Raw genomic sequence first — 14,659 nt, forward strand, 5'->3', positions numbered from 1 at the left:
GTCTCCCGTTCGATTCGACCAGCATGGTACAGCTGCCTTGTTAAATGCACGATGAATGAAAGCCCTCGCGGAGGCAGCACAATGATCGACCATCCACGGCGGCTGATGTTACAGCTGCTATTGGCATTGGCAATCTCTGGTATTGGGCGCTTCGCCTATGCGGGGAATGTGGGCGACGGCGTCGACCAGCCCGCCGCCAAGGCAGCCTTGCTCAAGGCCTATCCCGGCCTTTTCACCATTTCGGGCAATGTCCTGACCTGGACCGACGGCACCACCATGGTGTGGAACGACGGCAAGGCGCGCGACGCCGACGCGCTGCTTGAGAGCCCCGACATCGAAGACATGTTTCGCTACGTCTATCCCAGAGCAGCCGAGGGCGCGCTGGTCCCGGCGGAGGATTTCGATCCCGGCCGTATCCGCAATGAACCTTTCTTCGAGAAGCTCTACGGGGCAAGTGCCGCCGAGGTGGGCAAGCACATCGCCAACGTCAAATGGTTGCCGAAGCTCGGCAAGAAGACCGTGCAGGTCACCAGGATTTTCGGCATCAACGACCGGCTGGGCAAGGTCTCCGCTGCGCTTGAGGCGATGCCCGCGGAGCTGAGCCGTTACGGGCTCAAGCCCGGCGGCGGCTTTGTCTGGCGGCCGATCGCCGGCACCGACCGGTTGAGCGTTCACTCGTTCGGAGCGGCCTTCGATATCAATGTCGGCTTCTCCGACTATTGGTACAACAACAGGAACAAAACCAACCCGAAGGCCCACATTCCCTTCAAGAACCGGATTCCGCTGGAAATCGTGGAATTGTTCGAGAAAAACGGCTTCATCTGGGGCGGGCGCTGGTATCACTACGACACCATGCACTTCGAGTACCGGCCTGAGTTGCTGCTGTACAAGAAATCCGGCTGATCACGGCGGCAGCAGCCGGAAATCCTTGCCTTCGGGCAGCAACTGGCCGCCGTCGACGACGATGGTGGTGCCGGTGATGTAGCTGGCATCGTCGGAGGCGAGGAACAGGAAGGCGTTGGCGACGTCGCGCGGACTGCCGAGGCGTCCGAGCGGGATCGAATCCTCCATGTTCTTGATGTAGGCGGCGCCGCGATGCAGCTCGATCGCTTCGGTCAGGATGTTGCCGGGCTCGACGCCGTTGACGGTGATGCCGTAGCCCGAAAATTCCAGCGCCGCCGAGCGGATGAAGCCGTTGATGCCGGCCTTGCTGGCGGCATAGTGGCCGTGGCCGGGGCTGGTGACGTGCGGACCGGTGATCGACGAGGTGTAGAGCATGCGCCCGTAACCTTGCACCTTCATCGGCGCCAGCGCCGCCAGCGTGGCGTTGAACGTGCCGCGCAGATTGACCGCCATCACCCGGTCCCAGTCGTCCGGGCTGGTGTTTTCGATCAGCTGCCAGGGATAGATGCCGGCATTCTGCACGACGATGTCGAGGCGGCCATGGCGGCTCAGCGCCACCGCCACCGCAGCTTCTGCATCGGCCATTTGCGAGATGTCGGTGCGAATGAAATCCGCGCCGAGCTCGTCCGCGGTCGCCTGGCCGGCTTCGGCCTCGCTGTCGGCCAGGACCAGCCTTGCGCCTTCCTCGGCAAAGCGCAGCGCAATGCCCTTGCCGATGCCGCGTGCGCTGCCGACGATAAGCGCGACCTTGTTCTCAAGCCGTCCGGTCATGCGAGCCGTCCTCTCATGCCAGTCTTTGGCGAATGGTTTGCTTGAAGGCGTCGAGCAGCACGGCGGCGAGCACCAAAAGGCCGTGGATCACCTGGGTGAAATTGGCCGGCAGGCCCATCAGGTTGATCGCCGTGTTGATGGAGGAGAGCAAAAGCACGCCGGCATAGACGCCGGGCAAGGTGCCGACACCGCCTTTCAGGCTGACGCCGCCGATGACGACGGCGGCAAAGGCGTTGAACAACAGCCCGGTCCCGAGATTGGCGGTGGCGCCCGAGGTGCGGATGGCGAGCAGCCAGCCGGCGAGGCCGGCAATGGCGCCGGCCAGCACGAAGGCGATGATCAGGTTGCGGTTGACGCGGATGCCGGCGCGGAAGGTCGCTGTCTCATTGCCGCCGATCATTACGAGGTGGCGGCCGAACGGCGTCTTGGCCATGATCAGCGAGAACAGGACGAAACAGGCGACGGCGATCCAGGCGGTCAGCGGTAGGCCGGCCAGCCGCTGGATGCCGAACCAGCGGATGGCCGGCGCCAGATCCTGTGCCGAGCGGCCGCCGGAAATCACCAGAACCAGGCCGCGCACCCAGATGTAGGACGCCAGCGTGATGATGAAGGCGCTCATCTTCACCTTGACCACGAGATAGCCGTTGAAGGCGCCGATGAGGCCGCCGAAGGCGAGCGCAACGAGCAGCGAAACCGGAACCATCAGCCACTGCGGATTGAACTGTATGCCCATGCCGATACCCGACGAGCAGAACAGGATGCCGACCGTCATGGCGCTGAGTGCGGCCACCGATTCCACCGACAGGTCCATATGGCCGGCAATGATGACCAGCGACAGGCCGATCGACATCACGCCGAGAACGCTCGAGGCTTCGATGATGTTGGCAAAGATGCCGAGCTGGAAGTAGTTGGGGACGAAGACGGAAAAGACAACCAGCACAAAGATCAGCATGAACCAGACGAGGTTGTCGAGGACGAACTCCAGGGCTTTGCGGCTGCGCGGGTTCATGGGCTGATCCGGTTGGCGCCCCCGAGAAAATCAGGCTGAGAAATCAACTCGATTTCGTCGTGTTCAGGCGCGGGTTTAGGTTCGCCACGGTGTCCTGGGACGCGGCGTCGTGAATGGGCAGGCTCCGGGCCGCAATGGCCCGGAGCGCTTCGCTAGGCGACTATTCGACAGACTTGATCGTGTCCGTCGGCGGCTTCTGGTTGCCCCAGAAGGCCGGATTGTCGACGTTTTCCTTGGTGATGGCGGCGCCCGGGATCTTGATGTTGGGGCCCCAGCTCTCCTTGGTCACGGTCGACTTCAAGCCGAGCACGTCATACTCGCCAGGCTTGATTTCCTGCTTGCCGGCGATCTTGTCCATGAACATCGCCACGGCCGCGGCCTGCGCGTAGAGCGGCTGCTCGACTTCGACATTGAGCCAGCCCTTGCGGATCAGGTCGAGACCGACCGGAGCGCCGTTCGAGCTCATCAGCATGACGTCGCCCGGCTTCTTGCCGGCGGCCTCGAGCGAGGCGACGGCTGCGACCGACAGGTGCGCGGCATGGCTGAAGATCAGGTCGATGTCGGGGTTGGCGAGCATCTGGTCGGCAACGATCGTGCCGGCGTTGCTGGCTTCCCATTGCATGGCCGGCAGCGAGATGATCTTGACGTCAGGAAACGCCTTCAACTTCTCCTCGAAACCCTTCTGGATGTCGAGCGTGTAGGGATCGCCGGGATCGCCGAGCACCTGCAGGATCTTGCCCTTCACAGAACCGTTCTTGGCGGTCAGAAGCTTTTGCGCCTGCTCGGCGGCGACGTAGCCGATCTCGACCGTGCCCGCCACCGAGGTGAAATCGGACGGGGTCGAGGTGATCTGGCGGTCGAACTCGACCACCGGGATGCCGGCCGCACGCGCCGCTTCGATGGACGGCTTCAGCGCGTTGAAATCGACGGCGGCCAGGATGATCGCCGCCGGCTTCAGCGCAATGACGTCGTTCATCTGCGATTGCTGCGCGTCGGTCTTGTTGTCGGCGTTGAGTGTTTTCACCTCATAGCCGACCTGCTTGAGGAACAGCTCCAGCGCGCTCACCGAGCCGGTCTGGAATTCATCGAGCAGGGTCGGGACCATATAATAGACGGTGCCCTTGGTCTGGGACATTGCCGGCGTGAGCGAGGCAAGAGCCAGTGCCAGGATACCGAAGACAAGAACCAGTATTCGCTTCATGTCGTTCGCTCCTCTTTTATACCGGACCCCTCTTTTGTCCCTCAACCTGCCGGTCCGGCACCGGCAAGCGTCTCACCGGTGATCATGTTGATCACCGCATCGGGACTTGTTTTGTTGCGTGCGACATCGCCGGCCACGACGCCTTGCCGGATCACCACGATCCGGTCGGCGACCTGGAAGGCCTGTTGCATGATATGGGTGATGATGACGACGCCGATGCCCTGGTTGGCCACCTGGCGGATCATCTCGAGACCGCGCCTGGTTTGTTCGACGCCGAGGGCGGCGAACGGCTCGTCGAGCAGCACGAGCTTGCCGCCCCAATGCACGAAGCGGTTGAGCTCGATGGCCTGGCGCTGGCCGCCCGAGAGATGCTCGACATTGGTGCGCAGCGACGGGATGCGGGTGCCCGCACTTGCCAGCGCCTTGCCGACCACGGCCTCCATGGCGCGCTCGTCGAGGATGGGGACACCGAGAACCTTGCGGGTGATTTCGCGGCCCATGAAGAAATTGGCGACGACGTCGACATTGGTGCAGAGCGACAGGTCCTGGTAGACGGTCTCGATGCCGGCAGCCTTGGCCTCGGCCGGCGTTTTCGCCAGGAATTCCTTGCCCTCGAACAGCATGCGGCCGGAGCTCGGCTCGAGGCCGCCGGCGATGATCTTGACCAGTGTCGACTTGCCGGCGCCGTTGTCGCCGAGCAGCGCCACGACTTCGCCCTTGCCGATCGAGAAGCTGATGCCCCTCAGCGCATGAATGGCGCCGTAATTCTTGGTGACGTTTTCGAGTACCAGCAGCGGTTCGGTCATGCCGCCACTCCCTTGCTGTGCATGAGGTCGGACCGGCGCTCGCGCTCGGCAATGAACATCTGGCCGAAGCGCGGCGACAGCACGCCCGAAACGGCTAATGCGGCAGCGCCGCGCAGCACCGAATGCTTACCGCCGGTCGCCACCGTCACGCGCGGTGTCTTGCGGTCGCGCCGCGCCGAGACCGAATTGGGAAGCTGTCCCGCCGCGCCGACCAGCTTTTCGAGCAGGTCGGTGGGCGCAAGCCCGCCGAGGATGACGGTTTCCGGGTCGAACACATTCTCGATGGTGACGATGGCGTTGCGGAAGATCGGCGCGATCTCGGCCACCCAGGCGGCGTCGCTGATGTTGCGGCGGCGACGTGCTTCGAGCGAGAGATACCGTTCGAGGCAGCCGCTGTTACCGCATGGGCAAGGCTCGCCACCGGGAACGGCAGGGATGTGTCCGATTTCGCCGGCATTGCCCCAGGCGCCGCGCATCACCGCGCCGTCATGCACGATGACGCCGCCGAGGCCGACGCCGAAATAGAGGTAGTAGTATTCGGAATAACCGGAGCCAAGACCGTAAAGCCGTTCGCCCATGGCCGCCGCCGCCATGTCGGTTTCGAAGAAGGCCGGCAGCCCGGTCGGCGCCGCCAGCCGTTCCGGCAGCGCGACATCCTTCCAGCCGGCCATGGTCGTCGGGCCGACGAAGCTCATCGACTCCACGCCGAACGGTCCAGGCAGCGCCATGCCGATGCCGAGCACGCGCCCGCCGGGCCGCAGCGCAGTCAACTCGGGCACCATCGCGCCGATCAGCTCGAAGGCATGGTCGGGCGTCGCATGCGGCGCCTCGCGATGCATGCTCTCGATGACATCGCCGCTGAGATTGATGAGCGCCGCGTCGATCCCCAGCGGGGTGAGGTGGACGCCGACGGCGTAGCCGCCCTCGGGGTTGATCCTGAGCGTCGCCGGCGGCAACCCGCGTCCGCGCGGCTCTTCGCGCAGCGACAGCACATAGCCATGCTCTTCGAGTTCGCGAACGATGGTCGATACGGTCTGGACGGTGAGGCCGACCCGGCTGGCAATGTCGCCGCGAGCTATGGGACCGTGAAGGCGGATGGACTCCAGGACGATGCGCCGGTTGTAAGGCCGCCCGAACTCCTGATTGGTCCCCCGCAGTGCCATGTCCCGCGCCCCTTAGGAAGGCCAAGACTTGCACAGGCAATTTATTCAGTCAAATGGAATTCAAAAATAATTCGCGACGGTTCCCGGGCGCGGTGCAGGACCTGTCCCATTCGTCGCGCTGGCTGATTGCAGCCGGGCTGAAACCACCGCAATGGTGAATGACGTCAGGCGGGCGTGGGGCTCGCCGGCCAACAATCCAGCAGGAAAACCGATGATCGAATTGCCTTTTGCGCGCGATGAGTACCAGCGGCGGCTCCAGAAGATCCGCGCCGAGATGGCGGCGCGTGGGCTCGAACTGCTGGTCGTCAACGATGTCGCCAACCAGCATTACATCACCGGCTATGACGGCTGGTCGTTCTACACGCCGCAGGTCGTGCTGGTCCCGATCGAACACGAGGCCGAGCCGGTCTGGATCGGCCGCGCCATGGATGCGGCAGGCGGCTTGCTGACGGCCTGGATGAAGCCGGAGAATGTTGTTGGTTTTCCCGAGGACCATGTCCAGCGCGCCGATCGCCATCCGATGGACTGGATAGCGGCCTGGATCGTCGCCAAGGGCTGGGGCGCGAGACATATCGGCGTCGAGCTCGAAGCCTATTATTTCTCGCCGAAGGCGCATGCCCGGCTGGTCGCCGGCCTGCCCAATGCGAAATGGCACGACGCCGATCTCCTGGTGAACTGGATCCGCGCCGTGAAATCCGCGCCGGAAATCGCCTACCTGCGCAAGGCGTCGACCTTGGCTGAAGCAGCTGTTGCGCGGGCCTTCGAAGTCATTGCGCCAGGTGTGCGCGAGTGCGATGCGATTGCCGCGATCCAGGCGACGCAGATCGCCGGCAGCGCGGACTTCGCCGGCGACATCACGGCACTGCCGCCGACCATCCTCGGCGGCGAGAATGCATCGGCTCCGCACATCATGTGGAGCGACCGGAGGTTCGGCAAGGACGAGACGATCGCGCTCGAACTCGCCGGCGTTTGCCGCCGATATGCCGCAGGCCTCGCCCGAACGATGCAGCTCGGCAAGACGCCGGCCCGTGTCGCCGACACCGCAAAGGCGGTGATCGAAGGCATGGATGCGGTGCTCGACGCGGTCAGGCCGGGGACCACAGCCGAAGCGGTCGAGGCCGCATGGCGCAAGGTTATCCAGCGCTACGGGCTGAAGAAGGAATCGCGCATCGGCTACTCCATTGGCGTCGCCTATCCCCCGGATTGGGGCGAGCACACGATCAGCCTGCGGCCCGGCGACAAGACCGCGCTGCAACCCGGCAATGTCGTGCACTCCATTCTTGGCATGTGGATGGATGGCTGGGGCATCGAGATCAGCGAGACCATTCTGGTGACCGAGACCGGCCATGAGACGCTAACCAAATTCCCGCGATACATCCATGTCAAATCCTGACCGGCCCGCAGCACCAGGCGGTGCCGCGACCCCGCCATCGATGCCGGAATTCTCGATCGGATGGTCGAGATCCGCCGTCATCTGCACCGCCATCCGAATTATCGAACCGCGAGATTGGCACGCGAGCTTATCTCAGGCCGATGCTGGCCGGGCAGGGGATATCAGATCCGCGACGTCGCCCGCTACGGCCTGGCCGTCGATATTGTCGGCTCCGGGAGGCCGTCAATCGCAATGAGGCGATAAGGGTCATGCATGCCCGTGGCCATGACGCCCATGCCTCGATGGGCTTCGCAGTGGCCGTGCATCTGTCTCAGCCCAGGGACAGTTTTGTCGGCACGGGTCCGCGCTTGGTGCGACCTTGGATCCGGAACCAGCGGGCAGGGCGCGGAGAAGTTGGGCAGCAACCAGCCGCCTGGCTTGACCCTACAGATACTGCTCGACCTTCTTGCCGACGGTCAGGAAGCGCAGCGGGTCGATGGCCTCGCCATTGTGGCGGACCTCGTAGTGCAGGTGCGGGCCGGTCGAGCGGCCGCTGCTGCCGGTCTTGCCGATGATGTCGCCGGCCGCGAGTTTTTGGCCGACGGCAACGTCGATCTCGCTCAGATGGCCGTAGCGCGTGGCAAAGCCGTTGCCGTGATCGACCTCGACCATGCGGCCATAGCCGCCGTTCCAGCCGGCCTTGGTGACGATTCCGGCCGCGGTGACCTTGGCCGCCATGCCGACCGGCGTGCGGAAATCCATGCCCGAGTGCAGGGCAGCGGTGCCGAGGATGGGGTCGGTGCGCACGCCGAACGGGCTGGTGACGGAGTGGCCCGGCGCCGGGTTGGCGAGCGGCAGCCGCCGCGCCTCTTTCTTCAACTGGTCGAGCGTATCCAGCGCCTCGTCCAGTTCCTTGACCTTGCTGTCGAACATCATCGAGCTGTCAAGCGGGATCAGCGGTCCGCCGACATCGCTTTCGTTCTTGCCGAAATCACTGTCGACCGGCAGACCGGCGGCTTCCAGCGCCTGGGTGATGGCATCGGCGTTCTTGTAGGCGTTGTCGGCCAAGGTTTCGATGCGGGTGAGCTGCTGGCTCTCGATGTTCTTCAGCGATTCGTTGATTGTGACGAACAGTTTGTCGGCACGGTCGGCAGCCGTTTCGCTGGGCAGCGGATCGGAACGTGTCGACCACAGCGAGAATGGCCTGGTGTCGCCCGAACCAAGGCTGGCGACCGAATAGGCGAGTGGCTCGCCGCCGGTCAATTCGGCATGCTCGTCGGGTTTTGCCGCCACATCCGCGGCGGCCGGCGTGCCGACCTCGTTTTCGGCCCGCTCGAGAATCGGGCCGAGGCGGCCATGGCGCTGGCTGAGCTGGCTCTGCCGCTCGATCAATTCGCTGACCTTGGTTTCCATCAGTTTTTGGTCGAGAAGCTGGCGGCTGGTGATGCGGTCGACCTGCGCGCGCAATGCGGAAATGCGATCTTCATAGGCCTGCTGCATGCGCGCCTGCCGGGCCGTGGTGGCGCCGATCAGATCGTCGCGCAGTACGAGATAGGAGGTCGCCAAGAGATAGCCGATGGCGATCGCCGCCAGTGCCGAGCCCAGAAAGGCGACGAGCCACGGCCGGATGGTGAAATGGCGTATTTCATTGCCCCGCGCAATGATGATCGTATGCGGCTCCTTGCGCCTGCCGAAGACCGCTGACTGACCGGTTAGGTTCACGGGACCAAGCTTTCGTTACGACACCAACGAAGCCCGATTACACATTATTAGGGTTAACAAAGTTTTGCCGTCGAGCGGGCGCGCCAGTGACCAGCGGTGTCAGCCAACCGCATATGTGTCTTATTCCCCTAATGCAGGGCGCGGCGTTGGCCAGATCGGTGGGGCCTCAGAGCGCGCGGACCGCCTCCAGCACTGCTTCGGCATGGCCTTTCACCCGGACCTTGCGCCAGATCCCGGCGATCCGCCCGTCCTTGCCGATCAGGAACGTCGCCCGCTCGACGCCCATATAGTTGCGGCCATACATCGTCTTCTCGACCCACAGATTGTAGGCCTCGATCACTTTTCGCTCCTCGTCGGCAACCAGGTCGACGGTGAGATCGTATTTCGTTTTGAACTTGTCGTGCTTCTTCACGCTGTCCGGCGACAGGCCGATCACCACGGCGCCGGCCTTTTCGAACTCCGGCTTCAGCTGCGAAAAGCTGATCGCCTCATTGGTACAACTTGTGGTGTCGTCCCGCGGATAGAAATAAAGTACAACAGGCTTCCCCCGCATCGAGGCAAGGCTGAGTGAGCCGCCGCCGTCGCGCGGAAGATCGAATTGCGGCGCAACGTCGCCAACGTCGAGATCAGCCATATCGATGCCCTTGTTTGAGGTTACGCGGCCCTGAATCAAAGAGATAGAGCATGATGCCTGGACAAACGGAAACCGTTTGTCCGAGAAAACCGCCTCACACTTTTCGGCATCATGCTCTAGCCTGCATCGTTATAGTGTCGGGCGGGGATCCGTCCACGATCGAATTCGCACAACGGAAAATTGCGTGGATCAGGAAGAACCGCAACACGAGAAAATCCGGTTCAGGCGTGACGAGATCACCGACCTGGGGGCTTTCCCGTCCGCTTGCCGCGTGCCGCCACTCGGCAAGGCGCGGATCGGCCGCGGCTTTCGTATTCTTGTTCGCGCATTTGCCGGCATTGGAGCCCTTGTGCTGCTGGCAGCGGCGGCTGTCTACGTCATCGGCGCCACCGGCATCGGCAGCGAACGGCTGCGGTTGGAAGCCGAAACGGCGATCGAGAAACTGGCCGGTTTCGACGTCAAAGTCGCCGTCGGTCCTGCCAGCCTGACACTTGACGGATCGAGCTTCATTGCGCTGCAGGTCAAGGATGTCAGCGTCGAGACCGCCGACGGCAAGCCGATGGCCGATGCCGGGCGCGTCCGCTTCGGCATCCGGTTTATCCCGCTGCTTTCGGGCGAGGTTCGGCTGACCAGCGCCAAGATTTCCGACGCCCATATCGTCACCGCGGCAATGCCGTCGGGTGGTGACTGGACAGCGCGCCTGCGCAATCAAGAAGGTCTCATCGATCCGGAAAAACTGGCCGCCGCCGTCTTCAGTGACATCAATCGTGCACTCGATGCCGTGCGCGAGGATTCGATGCGCCGCATCGATCTCAAAAATGTCGCATTCGAGCTGCCCGAGGCCGGATCGGTCAAGCTGGTCATGATCGCCAACGCGACGGTGCTGCAGTCGGGCCCCGGCAGCGTGGAGTTCTCGTCCGAGGCGGATGTCGATGGCCGCGCGCTCACCGTCACGGCCACCGCCACCCGCGATGCGAGCTCGATGCGCGTCACCGCCTTGAACGCCGCCATCGACATGGCGGATGTCGCGGAGACAACGCCGGCGGCCGGCGGGCGAACCGGCGCGATTGCTTTGAAGCTCACCGGATCCGAAGGCTCGGGCGAGACCGATTCGCGGCTGACGGGCTCGCTGTCGCTAACCGGCTCGGTGCTCGACCTCGGCACACGCGGGCTGTTGCCGGCCGATGTCGATGTCGACGCCGCCCTCGTCTCCGGCTCCAACAAGATCGATGTCGGCAGGCTGGTTCTAAAGACCGGGCGCTCGGCGTTCAATTTCGCCGGCTCGATCGGGCCAAAGCCGTCGACCGGCGCGGCCGGCGAGGAGCCTTCCTATCGTTACGACCTGACCAGCGACGGCTCGACGCTGGCGCCTTCGGAATCGCCCGAGCCGGCGCTGAATTTCTTCGCCCGCATCGCCGGCGTCTATCAGGTCAAGAGCCGCAAGCTTGTCGCCGACCAGATCGGCATCAGGTCGGGGTCGGGGAGCGAAGTGCTGGGAACCGCTGCGGTTTCCTTCATCGACAACGGACCGCCGGGTATCTCGGTGTCGCTCAACGTCCACGACATGGCGGTCTCGCACGTCAAGCAATTGTGGCCCTGGTTCTCCGCCAAGAATGCGCGGCTGTGGGTGCTGCAGAACCTGTTTGGCGGTCGCGTCGTCGATGCCAGCCTGCAGTTCCAGGTCGTGCCGGGGCGTCTCGGCAACGGCGTGCCGCTTTCGGCCGACGAGGTGTTCGGCCGCTTCCAGGTCGAGGGCTCGCGCTTCGACACCGCCGGCCGCATCCCGCCGATACGCGATGCCGTCGGCGTCGTTTCCTTCCACGGCAACGATGTCGACGTCGCGCTGTCCTCCGGCAGCGTCTATATGCCGAGCGGCCGCACCGTGGCGGCAAGCAATGGCACACTGTCGGTAAAGGCGGCAAACCACCCGCCGGTGATTGGCGCGCTCGACATCGACGTCGCCGGCGAGGCGCCGGCCATCGCCGAACTTGCCTCCTACGAACCGATCAACGCCATGCGCCATGTCGGCATCTTGCCGGACGACCTGTCGGGCACGGTGACCGGCCACGTCAAGGCCGACATTCCGTTGCAATCCGGCGTCGACACGTCGAAGCTCGATTGGCTGGTATCGCTCGACTACAAGGACCTGTCGCTCGCCAAGCCGTTCGAAGGCCAGATGGTGACCGATGCCGACGGCTCGATCGAAGTCGGGCCCGACAAGGCGGTGATCTCTGCCAAGGCGCGGCTGAACGGCATTCCAGCCGAGCTCGATCTGGTCGAGCCGCTCAGGGATGACGGGCCGCCGCGCAGCCGCAAGGTGGCGCTTGTGCTCGACGAAAAGACGCGCGCCATGGCCATGCCTGGCCTGTCGCCGCTGATTTCCGGCACCATCAAGGTGGCAATCGACAAGAGCGGCGAAGGCGGCAGCCAGAACGTCGACGTCGACCTGACGAGCGCCAGGCTGGACATTCCCTGGGCAGGCTGGAGCAAGGGGCCGGGCATTGCCGCCAATGCCACTTTTACCATGACCAAGTCCGGCGATACCACGACGCTGTCCGACTTCGACCTCGACGGAAAGAGCTTTTCGGTCGAAGGCAATGTCGTCCTGGTCAAGGGCGCGCTGTCGTCGGCCCGCTTCAGCAAAGTCGCCTTGAACCGGGGCGACGATGTCGCCGTGACGGTGAAGCGGTCGGGCAAGGGCTTCGCAGTCGATGTCAGCGGCAACGCGCTCGATGCCCGCTCGCTGATCAAGCAGTTCACCTCCGATGTCGATACCGCCACCAAAACCACCGGCACGGACGCGGTTTCGGTCAGCGCCGACGTCAATTCGCTAACCGGGTTCCATGACGAGGTCCTGTCCAATTTGAAGCTCGACTACAGTGCCGCCGGCTCCAGGGTGAACAGGCTCAAGGTCAGCGCCGCGGCAAGTTCCGGCGCCGCCATCACCATCAGCAATACGGCAGGCAATGGTGCTCGCGCGCTCACCATGAAGTCGGCCGACGCAGGCGCCATATTGCGCTTCCTCAACATCTACGAGCATATGGAAGGCGGATCGATCACGCTGGCGCTCAGCGGCGCAGCCGACGGCCCGATGCGTGGACAGGTCGATTCGAGCAACTTCTTCATCGTCAATGAACCGAAGCTCGCCTCGATCGTCTCGACCACGCCAACCGGCGACAGCCGCAGCCTGAACGAAGCGGTCAAGGGCAAGATCGACACTTCGCGGGTAAAGTTCGAGCGCGGCTTTACCGAGATCGACAAGGGGTCGGGCTATTTGAAATTGGCGAATGGCGTGCTGCGCGGCCCGCGCATCGGCACCACCTTCCAAGGCACGCTCTACGACCAGAACAACAATATGGACATGACCGGAACCTTCATGCCGGCCTATGGCCTCAACCGCATCTTTGGCGAACTGCCGCTGGTCGGCGCGCTGCTCGGCAATGGCCGCGACCGCGGGCTGATCGGCGTCACCTACCGGCTTAAGGGCAACGCCAACAAGCCGGTGCTGGACATCAACCCGCTATCGGTAATCGCGCCGGGCATTTTCCGCTCGATCTTCGAATATCGCTGAGGATCCCAGAAGACGGGTCAGACCGGCCGCACCAGAACGTGTTTTTTCTTGCCCACTGAAAGCTTTGCGACGTTTTCCGGACTCAAATCAAGAGGCGTCACCATCCGCCGGTCGTCCGCCACCGGCTGGTCGTTGAGGCGCACGGCGCCACCCTGTATGTGACGCCTTGCCTCGCCGTTTGACCCGGCAAGGCCCGCGCTGACCAGCAGCGACAGGATGCCGATGCCGGCTTCCAGCGCGGCGTCGTCCACTTCCACGGTCGGCAGCGTTTCGGCCGTCACGCCTTCCTCGAATGTCTTGCGCGCAGTTTCCTCGGCCGCGAGCGCCGCCTCGCGGCCGTGCACGATGGCCGTGGTTTCGGTGGCCAGCACCTTCTTGGCCTCGTTGATCTCCGAGCCGCCAAGGGCGGCCAGCCGCGCGATCTCCGACAGCGGCAGCCGGGTGAAGATCTTCAGGAAGCGCTCGACGTCGGCATCCTCGGTGTTTCGCCAGTACTGCCAGAAATCATAGGGCGAGAAGAGGTCGCCGTTCAGCCACACCGCGCCCTTGGCCGATTTGCCCATCTTGGCGCCCGACGATGTCGTCAGCAGCGGCGTGGTCAGCGCATAAAGCTGCGGCGTGCCCATGCGGTGGCCGAGATCGACGCCGTTGATGATGTTGCCCCACTGGTCCGAACCGCCCATCTGCAGCCGGCAGTCGTGGCGGCGGCTGAGCTCGACGAAATCATAGCCTTGCAGGATCATGTAGTTGAATTCGAGGAAGGACAGCGACTGTTCGCGCTCGAGCCGCAGCCTGACGCTGTCGAAGGTCAGCATCCGGTTGACCGAAAAGTGGCGGCCGACATCGCGCAGGAACTCGACATAGTTGAGCTTCATCAGCCAGTCGGCATTGTTGACCATGATGGCGTCATTGCCAGTGTCGCCGAAGCGCAGGATGCGGCCAAAAATTCGCTTGATGCCTTCGATGTTGGTGGCGATCGCCTCGGGCGTCAAAAGGCTGCGCTGGTCGTCGCGGAAGGACGGGTCGCCGATCATCGAGGTGCCGCCGCCCATCAGCGCGATCGGCCGGTGTCCGGTCTCCTGCATCCAGTAGAGCATGGTCGCCGATATCAGATTGCCGATGTGCAGGCTGGTCGCCGTGGCGTCGTAGCCGACATAGGCGGTCACGGTTTCCTTCGCGAAAAGTTGATCCAGCCCGGTCTCATCCGAAATCTGGTGGATGAAGCCGCGCTCGCTCATGACGCGCAGGAAATCGGACTTGAAGGCGGACATTGTTTCTTCCTGAAAGCGCCGGGTCCGAACGGCCCGGCATGGCCTGAACGCGGGCGTTTAGCATCCAAGCGCGTCAAGCAAAAGTGGTTTCCGATTTTGCGCCGGCATGGACAGCCTATTCTGCACTGCCGCGCATGCTTGCTTCATCCTGTCGGCTGGCGTAATGAGGCGCCGCGCCAACGGGTTCGATCCGCTGGAACGGCACCGCACGGCATCCACCGAATGCCATATCTTGT

At 63.6% G+C, this 14,659-nt stretch carries 11 protein-coding genes; 3 read left to right on the forward strand and 8 right to left on the reverse strand.

Features of this window, described 5'->3' with window-relative positions:
- Positions 1-81 precede the first annotated feature (81 nt).
- The gene (locus tag NKJ88_RS16080) at positions 82-903 is read left to right on the forward strand and encodes a M15 family metallopeptidase (protein ID WP_023825134.1); all 822 of its coding nucleotides are present in this window, start codon (positions 82-84) and stop codon (positions 901-903) included.
- Here the strand turns inward: NKJ88_RS16080 and NKJ88_RS16085 are convergent, their stop codons facing one another.
- The 5 genes from NKJ88_RS16085 to NKJ88_RS16105 all read right to left on the reverse strand — a co-directional run bounded on the left by NKJ88_RS16085 (position 904) and on the right by NKJ88_RS16105 (position 5,853).
- A complete protein-coding gene (locus NKJ88_RS16085) occupies positions 904-1,674 on the reverse strand; it encodes an SDR family oxidoreductase (protein WP_352444683.1) in 771 nt (256 codons plus the stop codon).
- Between the two features lie 13 nt (positions 1,675-1,687).
- Entirely contained in the window at positions 1,688-2,683 is a 996-nt protein-coding gene (locus NKJ88_RS16090; RefSeq protein WP_352444685.1) for an ABC transporter permease, read from the reverse strand.
- Between the two features lie 160 nt (positions 2,684-2,843).
- Positions 2,844-3,884, reverse strand: coding sequence for a sugar ABC transporter substrate-binding protein (locus NKJ88_RS16095; RefSeq protein WP_023684845.1), 1,041 nt, complete (start codon positions 3,882-3,884; stop codon positions 2,844-2,846).
- Positions 3,885-3,925: 41 nt separating this feature from the next.
- Entirely contained in the window at positions 3,926-4,690 is a 765-nt protein-coding gene (locus tag NKJ88_RS16100; RefSeq protein WP_023669142.1) for an ATP-binding cassette domain-containing protein, read from the reverse strand.
- Positions 4,687-5,853: an ROK family transcriptional regulator gene (locus NKJ88_RS16105; protein ID WP_352444687.1), complete on the reverse strand. Its 1,167-nt coding sequence runs from the start codon at positions 5,851-5,853 to the stop codon at positions 4,687-4,689. Before NKJ88_RS16105 ends, NKJ88_RS16100 begins: the two co-directional genes overlap by 4 nt.
- A gap of 211 nt (positions 5,854-6,064) precedes the next feature.
- Here NKJ88_RS16105 and NKJ88_RS16110 point away from each other — a divergent pair, with 211 nt between their 5' ends.
- Positions 6,065-7,246 (forward strand): M24 family metallopeptidase, encoded by a 1,182-nt coding sequence (locus tag NKJ88_RS16110; protein WP_352444689.1) that lies wholly within the window; start codon positions 6,065-6,067, stop codon positions 7,244-7,246.
- Positions 7,247-7,669: 423 nt separating this feature from the next.
- Here NKJ88_RS16110 and NKJ88_RS16115 read toward each other — a convergent pair whose 3' ends face one another.
- Entirely contained in the window at positions 7,670-8,947 is a 1,278-nt protein-coding gene (locus NKJ88_RS16115) for a M23 family metallopeptidase (protein ID WP_352444690.1), read from the reverse strand.
- 166 nt (positions 8,948-9,113) lie between these two features.
- Positions 9,114-9,581, reverse strand: a complete 468-nt coding sequence (locus NKJ88_RS16120; protein WP_023726938.1) for a peroxiredoxin — start codon at positions 9,579-9,581, stop codon at positions 9,114-9,116.
- A gap of 184 nt (positions 9,582-9,765) precedes the next feature.
- Here NKJ88_RS16120 and NKJ88_RS16125 point away from each other — a divergent pair, with 184 nt between their 5' ends.
- Positions 9,766-13,152, forward strand: coding sequence for a YhdP family protein (locus NKJ88_RS16125; protein WP_352444691.1), 3,387 nt, complete (start codon positions 9,766-9,768; stop codon positions 13,150-13,152).
- 17 nt (positions 13,153-13,169) lie between these two features.
- On the opposite strand, the gene tyrS is transcribed toward NKJ88_RS16125, so the two are convergent.
- The gene (tyrS, locus tag NKJ88_RS16130) at positions 13,170-14,423 is read right to left on the reverse strand and encodes a tyrosine--tRNA ligase (protein WP_023819422.1); all 1,254 of its coding nucleotides are present in this window, start codon (positions 14,421-14,423) and stop codon (positions 13,170-13,172) included.
- Positions 14,424-14,659: the final 236 nt, after the last annotated feature.

The sequence above is a fragment of the Mesorhizobium sp. M0016 genome, from assembly GCF_040324035.1.
Classification (GTDB): domain Bacteria; phylum Pseudomonadota; class Alphaproteobacteria; order Rhizobiales; family Rhizobiaceae; genus Mesorhizobium.